Source organism: Gordonia alkaliphila, from assembly GCF_023017165.1.
GTDB classification, from domain to species: domain Bacteria; phylum Actinomycetota; class Actinomycetes; order Mycobacteriales; family Mycobacteriaceae; genus Gordonia; species Gordonia alkaliphila.
In genome coordinates this window covers 2,567,846-2,591,029 of sequence record NZ_JALKBW010000001.1, presented here as the reverse complement: position 1 = coordinate 2,591,029, position 23,184 = coordinate 2,567,846, and the positions used below count along the sequence as shown (strand labels likewise).

16 protein-coding genes and 1 pseudogene are annotated in these 23,184 nt (G+C 69.7%); 9 read left to right on the top strand and 8 right to left on the bottom strand.

Translation table 11 applies throughout. From position 1 onward, the window contains the following. Positions 1-50: 50 nt before the first annotated feature. The 3 genes and pseudogenes from MUG78_RS11735 (at position 51) to MUG78_RS11725 (ending at position 8,505) form a co-directional block, all read left to right on the top strand. Positions 51-827 carry a hypothetical protein gene (locus tag MUG78_RS11735; RefSeq protein WP_372493202.1) on the top strand — a complete coding sequence of 259 codons (777 nt, stop codon included), beginning with the start codon at positions 51-53 and terminating at the stop codon, positions 825-827. Next, a complete protein-coding gene (locus MUG78_RS11730) occupies positions 824-4,582 on the top strand; it encodes an ABC transporter ATP-binding protein (protein ID WP_246994995.1) in 3,759 nt (1,252 codons plus the stop codon). Before MUG78_RS11735 ends, MUG78_RS11730 begins: the two co-directional genes overlap by 4 nt. 168 nt (positions 4,583-4,750) lie before the next feature. After that, positions 4,751-8,505: pseudogene (locus tag MUG78_RS11725) on the top strand (multifunctional oxoglutarate decarboxylase/oxoglutarate dehydrogenase thiamine pyrophosphate-binding subunit/dihydrolipoyllysine-residue succinyltransferase subunit). Positions 8,506-8,579: 74 nt separating this feature from the next. Here the strand turns inward: MUG78_RS11725 and MUG78_RS11720 are convergent. Continuing rightward, on the bottom strand, positions 8,580-9,212 hold the full coding sequence (locus tag MUG78_RS11720; RefSeq protein ID WP_246994993.1) for a TetR/AcrR family transcriptional regulator: 633 nt from the start codon (positions 9,210-9,212) through the stop codon (positions 8,580-8,582). Between the two features lie 99 nt (positions 9,213-9,311). Between MUG78_RS11720 and MUG78_RS11715 the strand changes: the two genes are divergently transcribed. Together MUG78_RS11715 and MUG78_RS11710 are read left to right on the top strand one after the other, a co-directional pair. Further along, positions 9,312-10,838, top strand: a complete 1,527-nt coding sequence (locus MUG78_RS11715) for a flavin-containing monooxygenase (RefSeq protein ID WP_246994991.1) — start codon at positions 9,312-9,314, stop codon at positions 10,836-10,838. Positions 10,839-10,869: 31 nt separating this feature from the next. Further along, complete coding sequence (locus tag MUG78_RS11710; RefSeq protein WP_246994989.1) at positions 10,870-11,700, top strand: SDR family NAD(P)-dependent oxidoreductase; 831 nt, start codon at positions 10,870-10,872, stop codon at positions 11,698-11,700. Between the two features lie 18 nt (positions 11,701-11,718). Here MUG78_RS11710 and MUG78_RS11705 read toward each other — a convergent pair whose 3' ends face one another. Next, on the bottom strand, positions 11,719-12,594 hold the full coding sequence (locus tag MUG78_RS11705) for a glycine betaine ABC transporter substrate-binding protein (protein WP_246994987.1): 876 nt from the start codon (positions 12,592-12,594) through the stop codon (positions 11,719-11,721). Positions 12,595-12,661: 67 nt separating this feature from the next. Here MUG78_RS11705 and MUG78_RS11700 point away from each other — a divergent pair, with 67 nt between their 5' ends. Next, the gene (locus MUG78_RS11700) at positions 12,662-13,777 is read left to right on the top strand and encodes a magnesium and cobalt transport protein CorA (RefSeq protein ID WP_246994986.1); all 1,116 of its coding nucleotides are present in this window, start codon (positions 12,662-12,664) and stop codon (positions 13,775-13,777) included. A gap of 21 nt (positions 13,778-13,798) precedes the next feature. On the opposite strand, the gene MUG78_RS11695 is transcribed toward MUG78_RS11700, so the two are convergent. The 6 genes from MUG78_RS11695 to MUG78_RS11670 all read right to left on the bottom strand — a co-directional run bounded on the left by MUG78_RS11695 (position 13,799) and on the right by MUG78_RS11670 (position 20,039). Then, positions 13,799-14,383: a suppressor of fused domain protein gene (locus tag MUG78_RS11695; protein WP_246994984.1), complete on the bottom strand. Its 585-nt coding sequence runs from the start codon at positions 14,381-14,383 to the stop codon at positions 13,799-13,801. Continuing rightward, on the bottom strand, positions 14,380-15,552 hold the full coding sequence (locus MUG78_RS11690) for an ABC transporter ATP-binding protein (RefSeq protein WP_246994981.1): 1,173 nt from the start codon (positions 15,550-15,552) through the stop codon (positions 14,380-14,382). The genes MUG78_RS11695 and MUG78_RS11690 overlap by 4 nt, the downstream gene beginning before the upstream one ends. Positions 15,553-15,555: 3 nt before the next feature. Next, entirely contained in the window at positions 15,556-16,587 is a 1,032-nt protein-coding gene (locus MUG78_RS11685) for a carbohydrate ABC transporter permease (protein WP_246994979.1), read from the bottom strand. A 3-nt stretch (positions 16,588-16,590) separates the two neighbouring features. Then, positions 16,591-17,829 carry a carbohydrate ABC transporter permease gene (locus tag MUG78_RS11680; protein ID WP_281499826.1) on the bottom strand — a complete coding sequence of 413 codons (1,239 nt, stop codon included), beginning with the start codon at positions 17,827-17,829 and terminating at the stop codon, positions 16,591-16,593. Continuing rightward, positions 17,826-19,280: an extracellular solute-binding protein gene (locus MUG78_RS11675; protein ID WP_246994977.1), complete on the bottom strand. Its 1,455-nt coding sequence runs from the start codon at positions 19,278-19,280 to the stop codon at positions 17,826-17,828. The genes MUG78_RS11680 and MUG78_RS11675 overlap by 4 nt, the downstream gene beginning before the upstream one ends. A 276-nt stretch (positions 19,281-19,556) precedes the next feature. Further along, positions 19,557-20,039, bottom strand: coding sequence for a YflT domain-containing protein (locus MUG78_RS11670; protein WP_246994975.1), 483 nt, complete (start codon positions 20,037-20,039; stop codon positions 19,557-19,559). 62 nt (positions 20,040-20,101) lie between these two features. Here MUG78_RS11670 and MUG78_RS11665 point away from each other — a divergent pair, with 62 nt between their 5' ends. From MUG78_RS11665 to MUG78_RS11655, 3 genes are all read left to right on the top strand, one after another. After that, complete coding sequence (locus MUG78_RS11665; protein ID WP_246994973.1) at positions 20,102-21,385, top strand: magnesium transporter MgtE N-terminal domain-containing protein; 1,284 nt, start codon at positions 20,102-20,104, stop codon at positions 21,383-21,385. Further along, positions 21,382-21,909 (top strand): DUF1003 domain-containing protein, encoded by a 528-nt coding sequence (locus MUG78_RS11660; RefSeq protein WP_246994971.1) that lies wholly within the window; start codon positions 21,382-21,384, stop codon positions 21,907-21,909. The genes MUG78_RS11665 and MUG78_RS11660 overlap by 4 nt, the downstream gene beginning before the upstream one ends. A 432-nt stretch (positions 21,910-22,341) precedes the next feature. After that, a complete protein-coding gene (locus MUG78_RS11655; protein ID WP_372493200.1) occupies positions 22,342-23,157 on the top strand; it encodes a lytic transglycosylase domain-containing protein in 816 nt (271 codons plus the stop codon). The last annotated feature ends 27 nt before the right edge of the window (positions 23,158-23,184 follow it).

The following is a 23,184-nucleotide window of genomic DNA, read 5'->3' as shown; positions in this document are numbered from 1 at the left end:
CGCAGCCGACGACCTCGTCATCGGGGTCACGCGACAGGAGGGAGCCGAACATGTTGCGCAAGAAGAAGAACGAGGTCGCGGTGCAGTCCGGCGCCGACGGCACGCCGGCCGCCGGTACGACGCCCGCCGTCGGCAGCGACTCCCGCACCGTCGGCATGGTCGCCAAGATCCTGGAGAAGGCGCACCGCCTGCAGGAACCCGCGGTCACCAAGTACGTCGCGCGGATGCGCGCCAAGCACCCCGATGACTCCCCCGAACAGCTGATCGCGCGCTTGGAACGGCAGTACCTCAACGCCGTCACCGTCTCCGGCGGCGCGGTGGGCGCGGCCGCGTCCATCCCGGGCGTCGGCACCATCACCGCGATCTCGGCGCTCTCGGTCGACACCGCGCTGTTCATCGAAGCGTCGGCGCTGCTGGCCCTGGCCACCGCGGAGGTGTACGGCATCTCCCCGCACGAGGTGGAGCGCCGCCGCGCCCTGGTGCTGTCGGTGGCCCTCGGCGAGGAGGGCATCGCCGCCCTCGGCAAGGTGGCCGGCACCCGCGGCACCGATGCGATCGCCCGCCTGTCCGGCGGCGGCATGTCGTCGAGCCACCTGGCCTCGCTCAACCGCATGCTGACCAGCAAGCTCATCAAGAAGTTCGCGGTGCGGCGCGCACCCATCCTGGCCGGGAAGCTGATCCCGGGCGGCATCGGTGCGGCCGTGGGCGGAGCGGGCAACCGCGCGCTGGGCACCCTGGTCCTCCGCAATGCGCGCACGGCCTTCGGTCCGCCCCCGCGCTTCTGGGACATCGACGGTCAGGTGGTGCAGGCGGACGTGCGCCGTTGACGGGCTGGCTCGCGCAGCTGGGTGCGCGCTGCTGGCGGCATCGCGGGCTGGTGCTGGTCACCGCGGCGGTGACCCTCGGCGCCGTCGCCGCCGACCTCGTGACGCCGCTGCTGGCGCGCTCGGCGATCGACCACGCCACCGGCGCCGCCGTCGGCGGGGTCGCTCTATCGGTGCTGGTCATCGCCCTGGTGGTGGCCGCGGTGATCCGCTACGCCTGCCAGTTCGGGCGACGCTACGCGGCGGGCAGACTATCGATCGTGGTCCAGGACGGTCTGCGCCGCTCCATGCTCGACACGCTGCTCCACCTCGACGGCCGCTCGCACGAGCAGATCCGCACCGGACAGGTGGTCTCGCGGTCGATCTCCGACCTCCAGGTGGTGCAGAGCCTGCTCGCGATGGGGCCGATGGCCCTCGGCGGCGCGGTCCAGGTGGTGCTGGCCTTGGGCATCATGGCCTGGCTGTCCCCGCTGCTGACCGTGATCACCCTCGCGATCATCCCGCTGGTCGCCCTCGTCGCCTATCGCGGCCGACGCCGCCTGTTCGCCGCCAACTGGTCGGCGCAGCAGGCCGCCGCCGAACTGGCCGGGCACGTCGAGGAGACGGTCACCGGCGTACGCGTGGTCAAGGGCTTCGGCCAGGAACGACGCGCCACCGACGAACTCGCCGACCACGGACGCACCCTGTACCGCCTGCGACTGCGCGCCGCCCGCCTCTCGGCCCGCTTCACCCCCACCATGGCCGCCATCCCGCAACTCGGCATGGTGGCGGTGATCGTGGTCGGCGGCTGGCTCACCTACACGGGTTCGATCACCGCGGGCACCTTCCTCGCCTTCTCCACCTACCTGGCGACCATGACCGGGCTGGCCCGCATCCTGACGAACCTGGTGATCGCCGCCCAGATGGCCGCCGCCTCGGCCACCCGCGTGTTCGAGGTGGTCGACCATCCGCGCGACCCGGCACTGGCCAACGGTGCCACCCTGCCCGACGGCCCGCTCGGCGTCGCCCTCACCGGCGTCGGCTTCGCGCACGGCGAGCGCACCATCCTGTCCGACGTGGATCTGGTCGCGGCGCCCGGCGAGTGCATCGCCGTGATCGGCGGCCCCGGATCCGGCAAGTCGACGCTGGCCGCGCTGCTCGAGGGCAGTTACCGCCCGGACCGCGGCACCGTCGCCCTCGTCGCGGAGTCCGGGCAGGCCCACGACCTCGCCGACCTCGCCCCCGACGCCCTGCACTCGGCCCTGTCGGTGGCCTTCGACGAACCGTTCCTCTACTCCGACACCATCGCCGCCAACGTGGCCCTCGGTCCCGATCCGGCGCCCGACCCGCACGCCCCGGAACTGCGCGCCGCCACCGATCAGGCCGCCGCCACCGCCTTCATCGACGCCCTCCCGGACGGCTTCGCCACGCGCGTGGGCGAACGCGGCCTCACCCTGTCCGGCGGCCAGCGCCAGCGCATCGCCCTGGCCCGCGCCTTCTACGCCGCACCGCGCGTACTGGTGCTCGACGACGCCACGTCCGCGGTGGACGCCGTGACCGAGGCGCAGATCCTCGGCCACCTGCGCGAGCGCGGCACCACGATGGTGGTCTTCGCGCACCGTCGCTCCACCCTGTCCATCGCCGACCGGGTCCTCGTGCTCGACGACGGGCGCATCGTCGAGTCCGGCACCGTCGACGAACTCGAAGCGCGCAGCCCGCGCTTCCGTGCCCTCATGTCGCTGCCCGGCACCGCCGAGCAGGATGCCCAGGCCGCCGCCGCGGTCGCGCGGCAGCAGGCAATCGGCGTCGATCAGCTCTGGCGGCCGGACGCGCCGTCGGCCGCGGAACCTGCCCGCGCCGCGACCCCGGCGCCGCGTCCCGGCCCGGGCCGCGGCGGCGGAGGCGGCGGCAACATGTCCAGCGCCCTCGGCGCCATCGCCGCCACCCCGGAACTGCTCGCGGCGGTCGACTCACTGCCGCCGGCCACCGAGGATCCCCGCGTCGACGTGGCGGAGCAGCGCCGCGAACGCCGCGACTTCTCCCTGCGCCAGATCCTGCGCCCGGTCCGCGGTCTGCTGGCCCTGGTCCTGGCCGCGGTGGCCCTGGACACCCTCATCGGCCTGGGCTTCCCGTCGCTGGCCCGCATGGTGCTCGACGCCGGGACCTCGGGCCGCGCCGACCTCCTCTGGACCGCCCTCGGGATCGGCCTGGCACTGGTCGCCGCGGGCGCCCTCGTGGCCGCGATCAACACGCTGCTCTCCGCCCGCGCCGGCGAACGCGTCCTGTACGGCCTGCGTATCCGCAGCTACGCCCACTTGCAGCGACTGGGCCTGGACTATTACGAACGCGAACTGTCCGGCCGCATCATGACCCGGATGACCACCGACGTCGACGCCCTGTCCGGGTTCATCCAGACCGGGCTCACCTCGGCCGCAGTCGCGGTGCTCACCCTGTTCGGTGTGTTCGGCGCGCTGCTGCTCACCGACTGGCAGCTCGGCCTGCTGGTGCTGCCGCTGTTCCCGATCCTGGCCGTGGCCACCGTGTGGTTCCGGCGCGTCTCCGGGCGCGCCTACACCCGCACCCGCGAACTGATCTCGGCGGTCAACGCCGACTTCCAGGAGAACATCGCCGGTCTGGGCACCACCCGCGCCTACCGGCACACCGCGGTGGCCCGCGCGCAGTTCGACGAACTGTGCAGCCGCTGGGTCACCGCCCGGATGACGTCCCAGCGCGCCGTCGCGACGTACTTCCCGTTCATCATGTTCTGCGCCGACCTCGCCGCCGCCGGCGCCATCGGCTTCGGCGCCGCGCAGATCGCCGCGGGCCGACTCTCCGCGGGCACGCTGGTGGCCTTCGTCCTCTATCTCGCCATGCTCTTCGGTCCGGTCCAGCAACTGACCAGCGTCTTCGACGCCTACCAGCAGGCCGCCGTGGGCCTGCGGCGGATCCGGGACCTGCTGGCCACCCCCAGTTCGCTCGTCGAAGCCGGCGACGCGCACGTGCCGGTGCCGCCCGGCCGCGCTGACGTCCGCCTCGAGCAGGTCGGTTTCGCCTATGCCGGCGCCGAGTCCGACGCCCTGGGCCGGATCGATCTGCACCTGCCGCCCGGTACCTCGCTGGCCCTGGTCGGTCCGACCGGCGCCGGCAAGTCCACCATCGTCAAACTGCTCGCCCGCTTCTACGACCCGGTCCGCGGCGCCGTCACCTACAACGGGGCCGACCTCCGCAGTCTCGACCTGCACCGGTACCGCGCCCGGCTGGGCGTGGTGCCGCAGGAACCGCACCTGTTCGCCGGCACCGTCGCCGAGAACATCGCCTACGGCAGGCCGAACGCCGACCGCACCGCCATCGCCGAGGCCGCACGTCGCGTCGGGGCCGCGCAGATGATCGCCGACCTGCCCGGCGGCATGAACTTCGCGATCTCCGAACGCGGGCGCAGCCTGTCCTCGGGCCAGCGCCAACTGATCGCGCTCGCGCGGGCCGAACTCGTCGAGCCGGAACTGATCCTGCTCGACGAGGCCACCGCCACCCTCGATCAGGCCACCGAGGCGCAGGTGCTGGCGGCAGGCTCGGCCCTCGCCCGGCGACGCACCAGCGTGATCGTCGCCCACCGGTTGGCCACTGCCGCCCGCGCCGATCGCATCGCCGTGGTGGAGGCCGGCGCGATCGTCGAATTCGGCTCCCACGCCGAGCTGCTGACAGCCGATGGCCCATATGCCCGACTCTGGGCCGCGGGCGTCGCCCCCGAGGAGGCCCCTGTGGCCACCGCCACCGGGTGATTCTGACCACTTACCGCAACGATTGCGCCGTCGACAGAGAAGAAGAGGTCGAGGACCGCGTGTGAACGCGTAACATCGAGAGTCGGTCGGACCCGCCCGTTACCACGCTCCCGGGGCCGACCGACATGCAGACCCAGACCGGATATACCTAAGAGGCGAGACGACGCTGTGAGTAGTTCCCCATCCGAGACCGACTACGGACAAAACGAGTGGCTGGTCGAGGAGATGTACCAGCGATTCCAGACCGACCCGAGCTCGGTCGATCCGAGTTGGCACGACCTGCTGAAAAACTACAAGCCCACCGACCTCAACGGCGCGCCCCCGGCCGCCCCCGACCACCCGGCTACTCCGGCTGCTCCGGCCGCCGCCGCAGCGCCGATCACCGCGCCGCGTCGGCCAAGCCGCTGCTGACGCTGGATGCCGAGCCCGAGCGCATCGCTCCCCGTAACGTCGCCCCGGCACGCGAAGCCGCCGCCACCAAGGCCGCCTCCGGCGTCAGCCGCACCGCGTCGTCGGCCAAGCCGTCGAGCGAGCCGGCCGCCGACGAGACCAAGGTGATCCGCGGTCCCGGCGCCGCCATCGTGCGCAACATGTCCGCCTCCCTCACGGTGCCGACCGCCACCAGCGTCCGGGCCATCCCGGTGAAGCTGATGATCGACAACCGCGTCGTCATCAACAACCACCTCGCCCGCACCCGCGGCGGCAAGGTCAGCTTCACCCACATCCTCGGCTACGCCATCGTGCAGGCCCTCAAGTCGTTCCCCGCGATGAACCGCCACTTCGCGGAGATCGACGGCAAGCCCAACGTCGTCACCCCCGCCCACACCAACCTCGGTCTCGCCATCGACCTGGTGGGCAAGGACGGCAACCGCACGCTCGTCGTCGCCGCCATCAAGCGCTGCGAGACCATGAGCTTCGGCGAATTCTGGGACGCCTACGAGGACATCGTCCGCCGCGCCCGTCAGGGCAAGCTCGGCGCCGACGACTTCGCCGGCGTCACCATCTCGCTGACCAACCCGGGCACCATCGGCACCGTCCATTCGGTGCCGCGCCTGATGCCCGGCCAGGGCACCATCGTCGGCGCGGGCGCCATGGAGTACCCCGCCGAGTTCCAGGGCTCCAGCGACGAGCAGCTCGCCGACATGGGCGTCGGCAAGCTGATGACGCTGACCTCCACCTACGATCACCGCATCATCCAGGGCGCCGAGTCCGGCGACTTCCTGCGCGTGATCCACAACATGCTGCTCGACGACGCGTTCTGGGACGAGCTCTTCGTGGCGCTGCAGATCCCGTACGAGCCGGTCCGCTGGCGTCGGGACATGCCCGAGGGCCGGGTGGACAAGAACACCCGCGTGCTCGAGCTGATCGCCGCCTACCGCAGCCGCGGCCACCTGATGGCCGACACTGACCCGCTGATGATGGACAAGGAGGCCCGGATCGCCCATCCGGACCTGGACGTCCTCAGCTACGGCCTGACCCTGTGGGACCTCGACCGGACGTTCAACGTCGGCGGCTTCCACGGCCAGGACACGATGAAGCTGCGCGACGTGCTGTCGATCCTGCGCGACGCCTACTGCCGCCACATCGGCGTGGAGTACACCCACATCCTCGATCCCGAGCAGCAGCAGTGGCTGCAGGAACGCGTCGAGGTGAAGCACACCAAGCCGCCGGTGGCCGAGCAGAAGTACATCCTATCCAAGCTCAACGCCGCCGAGGCCTTCGAGACCTTCCTGCAGACCAAGTACGTCGGCCAGAAGCGCTTCTCGCTGGAAGGCGCCGAGTCGGTCATCCCGATGATGGACGCGGTGATCGACCGCAGCGCCGAGCACAGCCTGCAAGAGGTCATCATCGGCATGCCGCACCGCGGCCGCCTCAACGTGCTGGCCAACATCGTCGGCAAGCCCTACTCGAAGATCTTCACCGAGTTCGAGGGCAACCTGGGCACCACGCAGCTGCACGGCTCGGGCGACGTGAAGTACCACCTCGGCGCCGAGGGCAAGTACTACCAGATGTTCGGCGACAACGAGATCAACGTCTCGCTGACCGCCAACCCCAGCCACCTCGAGGCCGTCGACCCGGTACTGGAGGGCATCGTCCGCGCCAAGCAGGACATGCTCCCCGAGGATCAGCAGTTCGACATCCTGCCGCTCATGCTGCACGGCGACGCCGCGTTCGCCGGCCAGGGCGTGGTGGCCGAGACGCTGAACCTGTCCATGCTGAACGGCTACCGCACCGGCGGCACCGTCCACATCGTGGTCAACAACCAGGTCGGCTTCACCACCGCACCCGAGCACTCGCGCTCCACCGAGTACTGCACCGACATCGCCAAGATGATCAGCGCGCCGGTCCTGCACGTCAACGGCGACGACCCGGAGGCCTGCGTGTGGGCCGCGCAGCTCGCCGTCGACTACCGCGAGCGGTTCAACCGCGACGTGGTGATCGACCTCGTCTGTTACCGCCGCCGCGGCCACAACGAGGGCGACGATCCCTCGATGACCCAGCCGGCCATGTACGACGTGATCGACAACCTGCGCAGCGTCCGTAAGAGCTACACCGAATCGCTCATCGGCCGTGGTGACATCTCCACCAAGGAGGCCGAGGACGCCCTGCGCGACTACCAGGGCCAGCTCGAGCGGGTCTTCGTGGAGGTCAAGGAACTCGACCGCTTCCGCCCGGAGCCGTCGCCGCCGATCACCGAGGACCAGCAGCTGCCGGTCAAGCTGGTGACCGCGGTGCCGCAGGCCGCGCTGACCAAGATCGGCGAAGCCTTCGTCAACGTGCCCGAGGGCTTCACCCCGCACCCGCGCGTCAAGCCGGTCCTGGAGCGTCGCCACGAGATGTCGACCCAGGGCGGCGTGGACTGGGCCTTCGCCGAGCTCCTCGCGCTGGGCACCCTTGTCGAAGAGGGTCAGACCGTGCGCCTGTCCGGTCAGGACTCGCGTCGCGGCACCTTCACCCAGCGCCACTCGGTGCTGATCGACCGGGAGAACGGCTCGGAGTACACCCCGCTGAACACCCTGGCGCCGAACGGCCCGGGTCGCTTCATGGTGTACGACTCGCCGCTGTCGGAGTTCGCCGTCCTCGGCTTCGAGTACGGCTACGCGATCGGCAACCCGGACGCACTGGTGCTCTGGGAGGCGCAGTTCGGCGACTTCGTCAACGGCGCGCAGTCGATCATCGACGAGTTCATCAGCTCGGGCGAGGCCAAGTGGGGCCAGCGCAGCGACGTCGTGCTGCTCCTGCCGCACGGCCATGAGGGTCAGGGACCGGACCACACCTCCGGCCGTATCGAGCGCTTCCTGCAGCTGTGCGCCGAGGGTTCGATGACCGTCGCGCTGCCGTCGACCCCGGCGAGCTACTTCCACCTGCTGCGTCGTCACGTGCACGACGGCATCAGCCGCCCGCTGGTGGTCTTCACCCCGAAGTCCATGCTGCGCAACAAGGCCGCCGTCTCGCCGATCGAGGAGTTCACCGAGGGCAAGTTCCTGTCGGTGCGCGACGATCCGCACTTCGCCGACGACATCAACGGCGTCTCCGGCGGCGGTGACCGGTCCACGGTCAAGCGCGTGCTGCTGGTCTCGGGCAAGCTCTACTACGAGCTCGCCGCCCAGCAGGCCAAGGAGAAGCGCGAGGACATCGCGATCGTCCGCCTGGAGCAGCTGTACCCGGTGCCCCACCGTCGTCTGGCACGCACGCTGGAGCAGTACCCGAACGCCACCGACTTCGTGTGGGTGCAGGAAGAGCCGGCCAACCAGGGTCCGTGGCCGTTCCTGGGTCTGTGGCTGCCCGACCTGCTGCCGGAGATGCTGTCCGGGCTGCGTCGTATCTCGCGTCGCGCGATGGCTGCGCCGTCGTCCGGTTCGGCCAAGGTGCACGCCGTCGAGCAGGCCGAGATCATCGACTCGGCGTTCTCGATGGACTGATCCCTATCTGAGCGAGTGCCGCTCCACGTCTTCGGACGTGGGGCGGCATTCGTGCATCCGGGGCCCGGACGAGCTCAGTCGGCGACGAGCGAGGCCGCGCCGGCCAGCGCGGGCAGCGAACCCACCAGGACACCGAGCACCTGCTCGCGCGTGAGCTTCGGGTCGGTGATCCAGCGGATCATCACGTCCTCGACGAACGCGGTCCAGCCGCGCACCGCCATCTCCACCGCCCCGGTCACCTCGATGCCCAGGACCGGCGCATGGTGCAGGATGCGGCGGGTCATCTCCGAACGGGTGGACTCGGCGACATTGCGCATCGCCGGATCGGTGCTCAGTGAACCGCGGAGCACCGCGATGAACTGATCGCCGTTCTCGGCCACGTAGTCGATATACGCCGTCATCGACGCGGTCAGCATGACGAGCGGATCGTCGACGTCCTCCGGCGGCAGGGTGCGCGCCTGCATCTCCTCCGCCCACTCCTGCACCAGTGCCAGGTGGAAGTCCTGCTTGGACTCGAAGTAGTGGAAGATCAGTGCCCGCGACACCCCGGCGCGCTCAGCGACCGCTTCGATGGTCACGGTCTCCAGCGGCTGCTCGGTGGCCAGCTCTTCGCCCAGGTCCAGCAGTTGACGACGACGTTGCTGCGGACTCATGCGGGTCCGACGCGGCGCGGCAGACCCGCCGGTCGCGGTGTCGGTGGTCGTCATGCCCTCACCCTAAGCCACTATTGACACCCGCTCAACAACTATTGACCAACATTCAACAACCTATTGACGGGCCGTCAACACGTCCTTATGGTGAGAACCATGACAACACACGATGTAGAGATCGCGATCGTCGGGGCCGGCTTCTCCGGGCTCGGCGCAGCCGTCAAACTCGCCGAGAACGGGTTCGACGACTACCTGATCCTCGATCGCGGCGCCGACTTCGGCGGCACCTGGCGCGACAACACCTACCCGGGCGCCGCGTGCGACGTCCCCTCGCACCTGTACTCGTTCTCGTTCGCGCTCAACCCCGAGTGGAGCCGGTCGTACTCGCATCAGCCGGAGATCCACCGCTACATCAACGGTGTCGCCGCCCAGCACGGCGTCGCCGAGAAGACGTGGTTCGGCACCGAGGTCCGCCGCGCGGCGTGGGACGAAGAGTCGCTCAGCTGGATCATCGACATCGAGCGCGACGGCGACGTCGATCAGGTCCGCGCCAAGCACATGATCGGCGCGGTGGGCCCGCTGTGCGAGCCGAACCTGCCCGACATCGACGGCATCGACGGCTTCGAAGGCACCCTGGTCCATTCGGCCCGCTGGGACCACGACTACGACTTCACCGGTAAGCGCGTCGCCGTGATCGGCACCGGCGCCTCGGCCATTCAGATCGTGCCGCAGCTCGGCAAGATCGTCGGGCACCTCGACGTGTACCAGCGCACCGCACCGTGGATCATCCCGCGCAACGAGCGCCCGTACCTGCCGGTGGAGAACTGGGCCTTCAAGCACGTCCCCGGACTGCAGGCACTGATCCGCGGCACCATCTACACCGCGAACGAGACCGTCGCCGCCGGCATGACCTACGCCCCCAAGGCCCTCAAGCCGGTGGAGGCGCTCTGCAAGGCCAACATCTTCCGCGGCATCCGCGACCCGAAGCTGCGCGAGGCCGTCACGCCGACGTTCGCCGTCGGCTGCAAGCGCATCCTCAAGTCCAACGAGTGGTACCCCACCCTGGATCGGCCGAACGTCGACCTGGTGACCTCCGGCATCGCATCGATCACCGCCGATGCGATCGTCACCGCCGACGGCGTGGAGCACCCGGTGGACGCCATCGTCGTCGCGACCGGCTTCCACGTCACCGACTCCCCCGTCTTCGACACCATCGTCGGCACGGGCGGCCGCAGTCTGGCGCAGGTGTGGGACGAGACCGGCATGCAGGGCTACAAGGGCACCTTCGTCCACGGCTTCCCGAACCTGGCGCTGCTGGTGGGCCCGTCGACCGGCCTCGGCCACACCTCGATGGTCTACATGATCGAGTCGCAGCTGAACTACCTCGTCGACTACCTGCGCAAGACCCGCGCGGCGGGCATCGTCCGCACCGACGTCAGCGCGGCGGCACAGGACCGTTTCAACGAGAAGCTGCAGCGCACGCTGAAGACCTCGGTGTGGGTCACCGGCGGTTGCGAATCCTGGTATCAGGACCACAACGGCAACATCACCGCCCTGTGGCCGGGCTTCACCTTCGCGTTCCGCAACGCGACGCGTCGCTTCGACATCGCCGCCTACGACGTGACCGTGGGCGCCCAGGCCCCCGCCGACCGCCCGGCCGACGCCGTCCCGGTCACCGCCTGACTCCCCTACCTCCCGACGAAAGAGAAGACACATGAAGGATTTCCGCAACAAGGTCGTCGTGATCACCGGCGCCGGCTCGGGCATGGGCCGCGAACTGGCCGTCAAACTCGCTCGCCGCGGCGCGAAGGTCGCCATCTCCGATGTCGACCCGGACGGTCTGGCCACCACCGAGCGCCTGGTGACCGAGGCCGGCGGCGAAGTCCATGCGCAGCTGCTCAACGTCGCCGAACGGGAGGCCTTCCTCACCTACGCCGACACCGTCGTCGAGCACTTCGGGACCGTGAACGCCATCTTCAACAACGCCGGCATCGCGCACCACGGCGAAGTGGAGACCATGGAGTTCAAGGACATCGAACGCATCATGGACGTCGACTACTGGGGCGTGGTGAACGGCACCAAGGCGTTCCTGCCGGCCATCATCGCCTCCGGCGACGGCGCCATCGTCAACGTGTCCTCGCTGTTCGGCCTGCTGTCCGAGCCCGGACAGGCCGCGTACAACTCGGCGAAGTTCGCGGTCCGCGGCTTCACCGAGGCGCTGCGCCAGGAGATGCTGATCTCCGACCACCAGGTCGCGGTGACCTGCGTGCACCCCGGCGGCATCAAGACCGCCATCGCGCGCAACGCCACCACCTCCGGGGACCACGACGCGGCCGCGACGGCGGCGTTCTTCGACAAGTACCTGGCCAACACCTCGGCGTCCAAGGCCGCCGACATCATCCTGCGCGCGGTGGAGAAGGAGAACGCGCGCGTGCTGGTCGGCGCCGATGCGAAGCTGCTCGACCTCGGTGTGCGCCTGGTGGGCTCGTACTACCAGGGCATCTCGGCGAAGATCACCCAGTGGGGCATGTCCCGCCTGTCCTGAACCTGCAGGACCGCACGATCAGGACACGGCGCCGGTGGCCAGCCAGGCGGCGGCCACCGCGCCGGGGTCCTCACCGCGTTCCACCCGTGCACCGAGTTCGGCGAGCACGTCCGTGGTCAGCTCCCCCGCGATGCGGCTGAGCTGCTTGAGCGCGGACTTGTCCAGCGCCGCACTGCGGTACACCGGCACCAGATCCTGGGCGCGCGGAGCACCGTCGGACGCCAGGATGCGAAGGTCGCCCAGCTCCCCCGCGCTCGCCGTGGCCAACGCGGGCAGCACGCCGAGCGCCTCGCCGCCGGTGACGCGGGCGATCACCGCGCGCGCATCCGGCACCCGCTCCACCGCACCGGGGCGGCAGACGGCGAAGGCCGCGAGCACCGCAGCGTCCTGACCGTCGAGCACCACCAGCGGCAGTCCGGCCGGCAGCCGACCGCAGTCGGCGAGCGTCGGCACGTCGTAGCGGTCGCGCAGACCGGCCGACAGCAACAGCTGCGGGCGATCGCTGACCCCGGTCGGGTCGCCGATCGCCACGCCCTGCGGCAACGCGCGCGCCACCTCGGTCAGCAGTTCCTCCCCGCCGAGCGCTTCGGGGCGGGTGGAGAGCTGGGTCAGCAGGTCACCGGTGAAGGCCGGAAACAGATCCACCCCGCCGGTGCTGATCGCCGCCATCAGCGCGGTGTCGGTGCCCACCGGCGCACCCGCCGTCGTCGCCGGCGTGCCGGCACGGCTCAACCCCACCGCGTACACCGCGGCGGCCGCCCGCATCGTCGACGACGATCCGGAGCCGACCAGCAGCGGCGCGTCCGCCTCACTGTCGTCGCCGCACGCGGTGAGAACGGTGAGTCCGGCCAGCAGCACGAGGAGCGCGGTCAGGGCCCGCTTGGTGTTCGTCATCGCAGCCCACGGTAGTCCACCCGCGCGGCACCCACCCGCGACACACGGCGCTCGGTACGATCGCGACGTGTCCACGCAATCTCGAGGTTCCACGGGACCGCGCCGTACTCGGGCGCCGCGCACGTCGGTGCCGCCCGATCGCGCCGTCGTCGACTGCGCCGTCTATCGGGGCGGCCGCCGCGAACCCGGCTACCGCGACTTCGCGTCGGCGTACGCGCATGTGCGCGCCACCGGCTCGGGTTTCGTCTGGCTCGGCCTGCACGCGCCGGGCGAGGCGCAGATGGACGAGGTGGGCCGGATCTTCGGCCTGCACCCGCTGGCCGTCGAAGACGTGGTCGAGGCCCATCAGCGGCCCAAACTCGAGCTGTACGACGGGCTCATCTTCCTGGTGCTGCGCTCCATGTCGTACGTGGCGCACGACAGCATCGACCGGGCCAACGACATCGTCGACGGCGGCGAGATCATGGTGCTGGCCGGCCGCGACTTCGTGATCACCGTCCGCCACGGCGAACACACGCAGCTCGCCGGGGTGCGCGCCCGGATGGAGGCGCGCCCGCAGACCCTGGCCCTCGGCCCCGCCGCGGTGGTGCACGCCGTCGCCGACCACGTGGTCGACACCTACCTCGAGGTGGTCGCCGAGATGGCACCCGACGTCGACGAGGTGGAGGAACGCGTCTTCGCGGTCGCCACCACCGATCTCGACATCGACGTGGTCTACCTGTTCAAACGCGAGGTGATGGAACTGCATCGCGCGGTCGCTCCCCTGGCCGAACCGCTCGCCTGGCTGTCCGGGCAGGGCGGCCCCGGCAGCGCGCACCCGCCCGGCCTGCGCGGCGCGCACACCGGATCGTTCGACGAGAAGGAGGTGCACCGGCACTTCCGCGACGTCCGCGACCACCTGACGACCGTCATCGAGCGCATCGGCGAGTACGACGACCGGCTCACCTCGCTGCTGCACGCGGCCGCCACCAAGGTCGGCATCCAGCAGAACACCGACATGCGCAAGATCTCGTCGTGGGCCGCCATCGCGGCGGTGCCGACCATGGTCGCCGGTCTGTACGGCATGAACTTCGAGTTCATGCCGGAGCTGTCCTGGCGCTGGTCGTATCCGGTGCTGCTGGCGATCCTGTTCACCGCCTGCGTGCTGCTCTGGCGCCTGCTGCACCGCAACCGCTGGCTGTAGCGCCGGCGCTCGGGTCCGGACTCAGGCTGGTGTGACGCCGCCGCGGGTCGGGTCGGTCACGTCCACGTCGCCCTCGGCCCACGCCTCCCGCAGCGCGTCGGCGCCCTTGAGCCGCACCCAGGCTGCCTCGTTCGCGGTGATCGGCACGGCGCGCAGGAAGCGGACCGGCTCAGCCGGTTCCGGCAGCGGCAAGTCCGCCAGCTCCGGTTCGGCCGTCAGCAGGAACGCCGAGCAGATCGCCCCGCCCCAGAGCGGCTCCTGCAGATCGATCAGCGAGTCCTCGGCCAGGATCAGCCCCTCCACCGACGGCGCGGCCGCCACCGTCGCCAGCGACCGATGCAGCCCCGGCAGGGCCGCGCTCGGCCGCATCCGGACGATCAGCTCGGCCCGCGGACCGCGCTGCGGATCCGGCGCGAGGTCCGACGGATCGTGCATCGGGTGCCGCGCGCAGCCGACGGTGGCGAAGACCACCTCGCCGCGCTCGACGTCGGCGAAGCGCAGCACGTCGATCGCCTCGACGCCCAGGAAAGTCACCGAAGCGCGCTGCGGATCGGGTCCGAGCCCGGCGGTCAGGTGCGCGGTGACGAGTTCGACGATGGAGCTCACAGGCGCAGCGAGAGACCCGAACCAGTGTCGAAGACGTGCAGGTTCGCCGGATCCAGGGCGAGCTGCAGCGTCCCGCGACGCGGCACGGTGGTGGTCGGCTGCAGGCGGGCCACCTTCTGCCCGCCGCTGGTGGTCGAACCCAGGTCCTCGGCGAGCTGATTGAGCAGGTCGGCGCTCTGGCCGGTGTCCCCGAGGGTGAAGTAGTAGTACTTGTCCGAGCCCATCGACTCCACGATGTCCACGGTCGCGTCGAAGGCGACCATGCCGTCACCCTGCCCCGGCTCCAGGAGCGTGGCGTCCACCAGGTGCTCGGGCCGCACGCCGAGGAGCACCTCGCCGGAACTGCCGACCTGCTGCGCGTTGGCCACCACCTGCTCGTAGTCGGGCAGCTGGATCGGACCGATGACGGTGTCGACGTACCCGTGCGACAGTTTGCCCGGGATGAAGTTCATCGCGGGCGAGCCGATGAAGCCGGCCACGAACAGGTTGCGCGGGCGGTCGTACAGTTCCTGCGGGGCGCCCACCTGCTGCACCAGACCGGACTTCATCACCACGACGCGGTCGCCGAGGGTCATCGCCTCGGTCTGGTCGTGGGTCACGTACACGGTGGTGACACCCAGCCGGGCCTGCAGTTCGGCGATCTCGGTCCGCATCTGCACGCGCAGCTTGGCGTCGAGGTTCGACAGCGGCTCGTCCATCAGGAAGGCCTTCGGGTGACGCACGATGGCGCGCCCCATCGCGACACGCTGCCGCTGGCCGCCGGACAGGTTCGCCGGCTTACGGTCGAGGAACTCCTCCAGATCCAGGATGCGGGCGGCCTCGGCCACCTTCTCGGCGATCTGCGCCTTCGGCAGCTTCTGAAGGGTCAGCGGGAAGGCGATGTTCTCGCGCACCGTCATGTGCGGGTACAGCGCGTAGCTCTGGAAGACCATGGCGATGTCGCGGTCCTTCGGTGCGACGTCGTTCACCACGGTGCCGCCGATCGACAGCGTGCCCGAGGAGATGTCCTCGAGGCCGGCGATCATGTTGAGCGTCGTCGACTTGCCGCAGCCCGACGGGCCGACCAGGATGACGAACTCGCCGTCGGCGATGTGCAGGTTCACGTCCTGCACCGCCGTCGAGCCGTCCGGGTACTGCTTGGAGAGGTTCTCCAGAACGATGTCGGCCATGGGTTATCCCTTCACCGCGCCGGAGGTCAGACCGGCCACGATACGACGTTGGAAGAAGAGCACGAAGATGATGATCGGAATGGTGATCACGACGGCGGCTGCGGAAATGGAGCCGGTGGGCTCCTCGAACTGGCTGGAGCCGGTGAAGTTCGCGATGGCCACCGGCGCCGTCTGGGCGCGGTCGGTGGAAGTCAGCGACAGGGCCAGCAGCAGGTCGTTCCAGGCGAAGATGAACACCAGGATCGCGGCGGTGACCACGCCGGGCGCGGCCAGCGGCACGATGACCCGGCGGAAGGCCTGCGCCGAGGTGGCGCCGTCCATCATGGCGGCCTTCTCCAGATCCCACGGGATCTCCCGGAAGAACGCCGACAGCGTGTAGATCGCCAGCGGCAGCGCGAACGCCACGTACGGGATCACCAGGCCGGTCCAGGTGTCGAACAGGCCGAGGCTACGTTCGATGTTGAACAGCGGGGTCACCAGCGAGATCTGCGGGAACATGGCGATCAGCAGGGCGACGCCCACCAGCAGCTTCTTGCCGCGGAACTCCAGTCGGGCGATGGCGTAGGCGGCCATGGTGCCCAGCAGCACCGCGATGGCGGTGGTGATCAGGCCGACGCCGATCGAGTTCAGCAGCGGTCTACCGAAGTTGCCGCCGTCGGTCAGCGGGATGATGACGCCCCAGATGACGCCGGCCGCCAGGCCGATCGACACCAGGATCGCGCCGATCCGCAGACCGAGTTCCAGCGACGCGTTGTGCTCGGCCACCGCGCGCTTGCGCTGCCACAGCAGCACACCCAGCAGGGCGGCCCCGATGGCCAGGCCGAGCAGCGCCCACAGCAACTCGGCGAGGACGCCGTCGGCGAACAGCGCCTTGTAGTTGTCCATGGTCCACTGCCGCGGGATGAAGTTGCCGTCGAGCACCGTGCTCGGCGGCTTGAACGACAGACTGATGATCCACCACAGCGGAACCACGGCGTACAAGATGACGATCACATTGGCGACGGTCCAGCCGACGCGGCGATTGAGATGATTCACCGGTTACCGCCCCTCGTTGTCCGAGCCGGGCGCCGCGGCGCCGAAGATCTTGATGAAGATGAAGGCGATGATCGCCACGCACAGGAAGATCAGAATGCTGATCGCCGAACCGACGCCCAGGTTGAACGCCTTGAACAGGTTGTTGTAGCCGAGCATCGACACCGATCCGGTCCCGTGGTTGCCCTTGGTCAGGATGTAGATGTTGTCGAAGATCCGGAAGGCGTCGAGCGTACGGAACAGCAGCGCCACCAGGATGGCCGGCTTCATCAGCGGAATGATGATCTTCCGCAGTCGGGTCCAGGCGCCTGCGCCGTCGACCTGCGCGGCCTTGAGCAGGTCGTCGGGCACCAGGGCCAGACCCGCGAGCAGCAGCAGCGCCATGAACGGGGTGGTCTTCCAGACCTCCGCCAGGATGATGATGAACAGCGACGACCACTGGTTGGTCAGCGGATCGGTGCCGTCGGGCAGCAGGTTGGCCAGGTAGCCGGTGCCCGGGGTCCAGGCGTAGTACCAGGAGAAGGCCGCCGCGACGGTCACGATGCCGTACGGGATCAGCACGACGGTGCGGATGGTGCCCTTGCCGAAGATGGTCCGGTGCATCACCAGGGCGATCATCATGCCGAGCACCAGCTCGATCGCCACCGAGATCACCGTGATGAACAGGGTGACCCACAGCGACTGCCACCAGTAGCCGTCGGAGAGCACCGTGGCGTAGTTGGAGAGGCCGATGAACTCGTTCTCGTCCGGCGCGGTCAGCGTCGCCTTGTTCAGCGACAGCCACACCGCGTACAGGATCGGATAGCCGGTGACCAGCAGCATCACGATCGCGGCGGGCGCCACCAGCCAGTAGGCCAGCTTGCGTTCGTTGGACGTGCGTTCGCTGGCGACCTTGCGGGTGCGCGGTGTGCGCACCGAGGTCGACGACGCGGGCGGCGACTCGTCGAGCAGGTCGACGATCGACCCGGCGGACGAGGCCGCCGGAACCGGCACGGCGGCGGGTGCGGCCGCGGGGACCGGCTCCGCGACCGGCTGCGTCCGGGGCGCCGGCGGCGTCGGCAGCGGCGGGAGCGGGCCCGACCGCACCGGTGGGATCGGATCCGGGGGCAGAATCACCGCCTCCGGGGGCACCCAGATGTCGGAGTGGACCGGCGCCGCCGGCTCCCGCGATTCCCGGGGCTGCTGGGGTTCTGAGGGCTGCGCACCCTCGGTGTTCTCGGGGGCGTTGTCGTCACCGGTGGTCATGGGATGATCCCTTCCCCGTCGATCGCCTTCTGGACCTGCTCGGCCAGCGTGTCCACCATGGTCTCCGGATCCCACGCGCCGACCGGGCTGAGCGTGGCGGTGACCAGCGTGGAGACCGCCTGGTACTGCGGGGTGGCCGGTCGCGGAGCAACGTGCTCGGACTCGAGCTGGCGGCGGATGTCGTCGCCCATCGGGTAGGCCACCTTGAAGTCGGGCTCTTCATAGAGCGCGGTGACCGTCGGCGGCAGCGCACCCTCGAGCGCGTACACGCGCTGCGCGTCCCGGCTGGTGAGGCACGCGGCGAGCTCGGCGGCGAGGTCCTGCTGCTGCGAAGTGCTCGCCACCGCGATGTTCAGACCACCGAGGGTCGACTTGGCCGGCAGCGCGTCGCTCACACCCGGGTAAGGCGCGAAGTCGAAACTCTTGCGCAGGATCCGGTTGATCGGCACCAGTTCCTTGGCGGTCGGCGGATTCTCGGTGTCGGCGAGCTGGTCGGCGTACGGCGTCAGCGCCTGCAGGAAGTCGATGGCGCCGGCCGAACCGTTGTCGCGCGCCGACTTGAAGACGAACGGCCAGTTGATCTCGTAGAGCGCCTGTCCCTTCTCCATGCCGTCGCGGGCGGTGCCCTCGTTGGAGTTGGTGATCGACGGATCGGCGCCCGGGTAGGTCGCGACCGCCTTGAGGATCTGCAACGCCTTCAGCGTCGCCGCGCGATGCTCGGGCGTGTCGTTCAGGGTCTGCTTGCTCGGGTCGTCCGGATCGAGGATGTTCCCGCCGGCGCTCTGCAGCACCGAGTTGAACCACACCATCAGGCCCTCGTACTGGCCGCCCTGCACCAGGATCTGCGTGGGACCCTGCTTGTTCTTCTCATAGACGGCGGTGGCGTCGGCGATCATCTGGTCCCAGGTGGCGGCGGCCTTCGCCTTCCGCCCCAGGTACTCCGTCAACACGTCCGGCCGGAACCAGAGCAGCTGCGTGTTGGTCCAGATCGGCAGCGCGTACAGGCGCGCGGCCTCGTCGTCGGGCCGCTTCCACATCGCGGTCTCCACCGGACCGGCGAGATTGGTCTGCTCCACCTCGGCTGCGTGCGCATCGGGCACCGGCACCAGCCATCCGGCGTTGGCGAACTCGGCCGTCCAGACCACGTCCATCGCCATCACGTCGAGGCTCTTGTCGTTGCCGGCCAGACGACGAGCCAGCTGCAGGCGCTGCCCGTCGGCGTCCTTGGGCAGCACGGTCACCTTGGCTTCGTAGGCGCCGCCCGAGTTCTTGGTGCACAGCGCGGCCTGCGTGGTGATCTCACCCGCACCGTCGGCCGGGGCGTACACGTTCAGCACACCGGCGGTGTATCCGCCGCCGCAGGCGACCAGTGCCGGCACCACCGCGGCCGCGGCGACCGCGGCCACCGCCAACCGGGTGCGCAGCGGTCGACGACGTCGTCGACCGGTCACCGGTTCGGATACCGATTCCTCGGGCCCGGACCGCTCGGGCCCCGACTGTATGGGCCCCGACTGTATGGGCCCCGACTGTATGGGCCCCGACTGTATGGGCCCCGACTGCATGGGCCCCGACTGCATGGGCATCGACTCTCGTGGGACCATCTCGCCGACCCGCCTCCTCGCCATTTCGCAGTGACCACAGCGAACCTGAGGGACGCCTGTGAATCCTGATGTGAGGTCAGGTTAACGCAACCAGTGACTCATCACACAGGAAGGTCCCCGGCGCGGCTAGATTGCGAGCTTGGCGAGCATGTCGCGGGCCTGCTCGGCGCTGCCCGGATCGCACAGGACGTCGTACCGGCCGGCCACCAACTGCATGGTCGACGAGAAGTCGCGCTGCCCGCGGGTCGCGGCGTACGGAATGGCGCCGCTGATCACGCCGAAGACCATGCCCGCGACCACACAGAACACGATCGGAATCCAGAAGTCCTGGCCGGTGACGAAGATACTGATGATGAGGCCCACGAAGAGGCCGAACCACGCGCCCGAGACCAGTCCGCCGCCGAGCACCTTGCTCCAGGTCAACCGGCCCAGCACCCGCTCCACCTGCATCAGGTCGACGCCGACGATGGTCAGCTTCTCGACGTGAAACTCGTTGTCGGCGAGATGGTCCACCGCCCGCTGCGCCCGCTCGTAGGTGTCGTACGACCCGACCGGCCAGCCCGTCGGCTTGGTGGGCAGGCCCGGGGTCGGGCGCATGGGCTGGGTCATAGATCTCCCCTGTCGGGTCCGGCGGCAAACAATTCCACGGCTGTACTTCTAGTCTGGTGACCATGATGCCAACGCTCAAGGTCTTCGTCGCCAGATTAGTCGGTCTGGTCGTCTTGGGCCCGGACGGCGAGTCGATCGGCCGTGTCCGCGACGTCGTGGTCTCGATGTATCTGCCGGGGCAGCGACCCCGCGCACTCGGCCTGGCCGTCGAACTGGCCGCGAGCCGACGTCGCATCTTCGTTCCGATGGGCCGGGTGACCAACATCGACGCCGATGCCGTCACCCTGACCACCGGGCGCGTCAACATGCGCAAGCTGGCGCTGCGCCCCAACGAAGCCCTCGCGGTGGGCCAGATCATGGAGAGCCGGGTACGGACCGACGATCCCGACCATCCGGGGCTGGCCGACGCCGACCTTTCGGTCGTCGACCTGGAGATCGAACGCACCCGCGCCCTGGACTGGGTGATCGGCCGGGTGGCGCTGCGCACCATGCGCAAGGGGCCGCTCCGGCGGCGCGGCGAGACGATCGTGGTGACCTGGAATCACGTGCACGGCCTGACCCTCCTGAATCTGAACCGCCCGGGCCACGGCGTGGAACTGGCCCTGACCCAGTTCGAGGGCATGCGTCCGGCCGACGTCGCCAACGCGCTGCGTGAGCTGCCCGAGCCCCGCCGCATCGAATTGGCGCGGGCGATCGACGACGAACGGCTGGCCGACATCCTGCAGGAGATGTCCACCGACGAGCAGACCTCCATGCTCGCCAGCATGAAGCCGTCCCGCGCCGCCGACGTGCTGGAGGCGATGGATCCCGACGACGTCGCCGACCTGATGGGCGAACTGCCCGCCGCCGAGGCCGAGGCCCTGCTGTCCCAGATGGATCCGGAGGACTCCGAACCGGTCCGTCGCCTGTTGCGCCACTCCCCCGACACCGCGGGCGGCGTGATGACCCCCGAGCCGATCATCGTCTCGGCCGGCACCACCGTCTCCGAGGCCCTCGCCCGCGTGGCCAACCCCGACGTCGGCTCGGCCACCGCGACGATGGTGCTGGTGGTCCGCCCGCCCACCAGCACGCCCACCGGCAAGTTCCTCGGCGCCGTCCACACCCAGGCGCTGCTGCGCGAGCCGCCCGCCAACCTGGTGGCCGGCATCCTCGACGACGACGTGCCCCGCCTCAGCCCGGACGATCCGTTGGAAGAGGTGACCCGCTTCTTCGCGACCTACAACCTGGCCCTGGCCCCCGTGGTCGACGAGACCGCGCACCTGCTGGGCGCGGTGGCCGTCGACGACCTCCTCGACGCCGTGCTCCCCCGCGGTTGGCGCGACCAGGAGCCGGAGGCCGCCCGGTGAACCAACGTCGCCTCGACACCCCCAGCGACGGCCGACGGCGCTTCTCGGCGAACATCGACGCCGATGTGATCGGCGTCTACGCCGAACGGGTGGCCCGCTTCCTCGGCACCGGCTCCTACCTGGCCATCCAGACGGTCGTCGTGATCGTCTGGATCTTCCTGAACATCGGCGTCTTCACGTTCGGCTGGGATCCGTACCCGTTCATCCTGCTCAACCTCGCGTTCTCCACGCAGGCCGCCTACGCCGCCCCGCTGATCCTGCTGGCCCAGAACCGTCAGGAGAACCGCGACAAGGTCTCGCTCGACGAGGACCGTCGTCGTGCCGCCCAGACCAAGGCCGACACCGAGTTCCTGGCCCGCGAACTGGCCGCCGTCCGCCTGGCCGTCGGCGAGACCGTGACCCGCGACTATCTGCGCCGGGAACTGGACGACCTGCTCGACGACCTCGTCGAACGACTCGCCGCCGCGCAGGCCCCGGCGGCCGACAGCGAGGAACCGGCGCGCGGCGGGCCGGATCACCGATAACCCCGATCGCACGGAATCCGGGCAGGGTATGGTGACTCACGTCTCGTCCACCCGGGGGGAACAACTGACGGAATCGGACGCCAGACGTACTCGGCCAGAAGTCTCGACTGGAGTAAGTAGAAACAATGGGGATGAGTTTCCACCGCTCGCACGGCATGCCGTGGCGCGGCGTCGCGGTCACCACCGGCATCGCCGCCGTCGGTGCCGCCCTGATGGTCGGCACCTCCGCGAGCAGCACCCTCGACGCCCAGCCGCCGGTCACCGCGCCCGGCGTCACCCTGACCGCCGACGAGCAACAGTCCGTCGCCGTCGCGCAGTCGGTGCCCGCCGCCACCCCGTCCTGTACGGTTTCACCCTGCCGCGGCCGCCGACCGCCGCACCCAGTTCCGTATCGCCGCCGATCTGCCCAACGGCCCGCTCGGCATCCCCGGTGTGGTGCTGCAGGCCTACAAGCTGGCCGCCACCCGCGTCGCCGCCGAGAGTCCGCAGTGCAAGCTGCCCTGGTACCTGCTGGCCGGCATCGGCCGCATCGAGTCCGGGCACGCCGGCGGCGGCAACGTCAACGAGTACGGCAACACCCGCACCCCGATCCGCGGGCCGGTGCTCGACGGTTCACTGGCCGGCAACGAGGTCATCACCGACACCGACGGCGGCCGCTGGGACGGCGACGGCAAGCACGATCGCGCCATGGGCCCCATGCAGTTCATTCCGAGCACCTGGGCCTCCTGGGGCTCGGATGCCAACGGCGACGGCAAGGCCGACCCGGACAACATCTTCGACGCCACCTTCTCGGCCGGCCGCTACCTCTGCGCGGGCGTCACCGACATCATGGCCGAGCCCACCCGCGTCGGCGCCGTGCTGCGCTACAACCGCTCGGTGGCCTACGCCAACAACGTCCTCGGCTGGGCCGGCGCCTACGCCACCGGCGTGGTCCCGACCGGCGGCATCCCGGAGATGAGCCACTCCGCGCCGGACGACAAGGACAAGAAGAAGTCCGAGAAGAAGGACGACAAGGACAAGAAGGCCCAGGACAAGCCGGACAGTGACAAGCCCGGGGACAAGCAGCCCGGGGACAAGACGGACAAGAGCACCACGCCCAAGCCGAAGCCGACCACGCCGCCGCAGAACTGCCTCGGCGCGATCTGCCTGCCGCCGGGCATCGGGCCCGCCCCCGCTCCGCAGCAGAAGCCCGCACCTGCCAAGCCCAAGGCCACCAGTCCCGCACCGAAGCCTGCGAACGGCCGCTGAACACCCCGTTCGCAGGCCGACTAGGGT

Coding starts and splice junctions, on each gene's coding strand:
- MUG78_RS11735 (WP_372493202.1), top strand. CDS start 51: ATGTTGCGCAAGAAGAAGAACGAGGTCGCGGTGCAGTCCGGCGCCGAC.
- MUG78_RS11720 (WP_246994993.1), bottom strand. CDS start 9,212: ATGACGACCACCGACACCGCGACCGGCGGGTCTGCCGCGCCGCGTCGG.
- MUG78_RS11715 (WP_246994991.1), top strand. CDS start 9,312: ATGACAACACACGATGTAGAGATCGCGATCGTCGGGGCCGGCTTCTCC.
- MUG78_RS11710 (WP_246994989.1), top strand. CDS start 10,870: ATGAAGGATTTCCGCAACAAGGTCGTCGTGATCACCGGCGCCGGCTCG.
- MUG78_RS11705 (WP_246994987.1), bottom strand. CDS start 12,594: ATGACGAACACCAAGCGGGCCCTGACCGCGCTCCTCGTGCTGCTGGCC.
- MUG78_RS11690 (WP_246994981.1), bottom strand. CDS start 15,552: ATGGCCGACATCGTTCTGGAGAACCTCTCCAAGCAGTACCCGGACGGC.
- MUG78_RS11680 (WP_281499826.1), bottom strand. CDS start 17,829: ATGACCACCGGTGACGACAACGCCCCCGAGAACACCGAGGGTGCGCAG.
- MUG78_RS11670 (WP_246994975.1), bottom strand. CDS start 20,039: ATGACCCAGCCCATGCGCCCGACCCCGGGCCTGCCCACCAAGCCGACG.
- MUG78_RS11665 (WP_246994973.1), top strand. CDS start 20,102: ATGATGCCAACGCTCAAGGTCTTCGTCGCCAGATTAGTCGGTCTGGTC.